A 1,851-nucleotide genomic window follows, 5' to 3' on the forward strand; every position below is an offset into this window, starting at 1 on the left:
AATTTTATTGTGATGCTGATATGAGAATGGTATAATGTGGATATATAAAATTCTGATTTATGGGGGCGTTATTTTGAAGAAAGCAATGATATATGTTCATGGTAAAGGTGGAAGTTATCTTGAAGCTGAACAGTTCAAAAATATTTGTTTAGATTTTGATGTTTTTGGAGTAGATTATAATGACTATTTCCCGTGGATTGTAAAAAATAAAATTATGGAAGTCTACGATAAAATATCTGAAAAATATGACTACATATATGTACTTGCTAATAGTATCGGAGCTTATTTTACAATGCACACATTACAGAATTTCAAGATTGAAAAAGCATTATTCATATCGCCTATACTTGATATGGAACAACTTATAGTAGATATGATGAGCTGGGCGAATGTGTCTGAAAAGGAACTTTCTGAAAGAAAAGAAATACCAACTGATTTTGGAGAAACATTATCGTGGGAATATCTATGTTTTGTTCGGGCAAACCCGATAAATTGGAAAACGCCTACTGAAATTTTGTATGCTGAACATGATAATCTTACATCACGTCAAACGGTAGATAAATTTATTGATAGACATTGTGCAAATCTTACCGTTATGAATGACGGAGAACATTGGTTTCATACTGACGAACAGATTTTCTTTAGAGATAATTGGCTAAGAAAAGTTATACAATAGAATTTAGATTTTATATCCACACACAGCAGTTAGTTTTAGGATTGACTGCTTTTTTCTTATCAAAATTTCAGATTGGAGTGATGAAATGGTGTCTGTTAGAGCTGTTCAATAAGATTATCGGTGCATAAAATTTTATTGTAGTGCTGATATGAGAATGTTATAATGTGGATATGAAAAAACAATAAACGGTAATTTAAAAAGGGGGAATGAAAAAGTGGCAGTTTCAAATATAAATACAATTATCAATAATGATATTCAAAAAGTTTGGAACATTGTTTTAGCTGTTGATAAATATAACTTATGGCGAAGTGATTTGAGCAAAACAGAAATAATAAATGACAAACAATTTATTGAATACGCAAAAAATGGATATGCTACTACATTTACCGTTACCGTTGTAGAACCATATAAACGCTGGGAATTTGATATGGAGAATAGCAACATGAAAGGTCACTGGATTGGTATTTTTACGGACAAAGGGAATGAAACAAAAATAGACTTTACAGAAAATGTAATACCTAAAAAGTGGTTTATGAAACCTTTTGTAAAAACCTATTTGAAAAAACAACAAAAGCAATTTGTTCTGGACTTAAAGAAAGCATTGGAATAAAGAATTAGAAGTTGTAAAGGAGACCATTATGAAAGATAAAAGCATTTTAATCAGTATGGGAATTATTATTTATATTGTTATGTCTGGAATTGATAGATTTGTTTATCATATACCTAATGTTATTTATATTCCAGTAGCAATTCTTGGTATTGCGTTAATTTTAATTGGCTTTTTCAAGGATAAATCTAAATAGCAAAATCACAATTTCATATCCATACACACAAAGCAGTTAGTCTTAGGATTGACTGCTTTTTCCTTACCTAAAATTTCGGATTGGAGTGATGAAATGAACGATATTTTTAAGGATATGCAGGAAAAAATCGGCTGTGAATACATTTCTGACCTGCCCTCTTACAAGCGTAAGGTGTGGCATGAAATGAAACGACTGAACCATGCCGATTATGAAGAAAGACAGTTAGACGATTTTTCTAAATATGTGTTTGGTATGTCGTACCAGACCATAAAAGATGTGATGAAACAACAGAAAGGACGTGAGGAACAATGCAGGAAACAAGGGTGCTGGTGGAAACGAAAGGAACAACTGGCGAAGAAACAATATCATACT

The 1,851-nt window shown here is 31.4% G+C and carries 4 protein-coding genes; all 4 read left to right on the forward strand.

The window, feature by feature from the left end; all coding sequences use genetic code 11:
* Positions 1-73: 73 nt before the first annotated feature.
* Positions 74-676 carry an alpha/beta hydrolase gene (locus ACZM4J_RS12210; protein WP_021421302.1) on the forward strand — a complete coding sequence of 201 codons (603 nt, stop codon included), beginning with the start codon at positions 74-76 and terminating at the stop codon, positions 674-676.
* Positions 677-890: 214 nt separating this feature from the next.
* Entirely contained in the window at positions 891-1,286 is a 396-nt protein-coding gene (locus ACZM4J_RS12215) for an SRPBCC family protein (RefSeq protein ID WP_117824597.1), read from the forward strand.
* Positions 1,287-1,314: 28 nt separating this feature from the next.
* Positions 1,315-1,479, forward strand: coding sequence for a hypothetical protein (locus ACZM4J_RS12220; protein WP_173736688.1), 165 nt, complete (start codon positions 1,315-1,317; stop codon positions 1,477-1,479).
* 93 nt (positions 1,480-1,572) lie between these two features.
* Positions 1,573-1,851: hypothetical protein (locus ACZM4J_RS12225; RefSeq protein WP_489486291.1), on the forward strand; the 279-nt coding region annotated here is incomplete at its 3' end.

It is taken from the genome of Eubacterium sp. (assembly GCF_057858645.1).

What these genes read in the sequence shown, in the direction of transcription:
- ACZM4J_RS12220 (WP_173736688.1), top strand. Translation starts at nt 1,315, where the DNA reads ATGAAAGATAAAAGCATTTTAATCAGTATGGGAATTATTATTTATATT.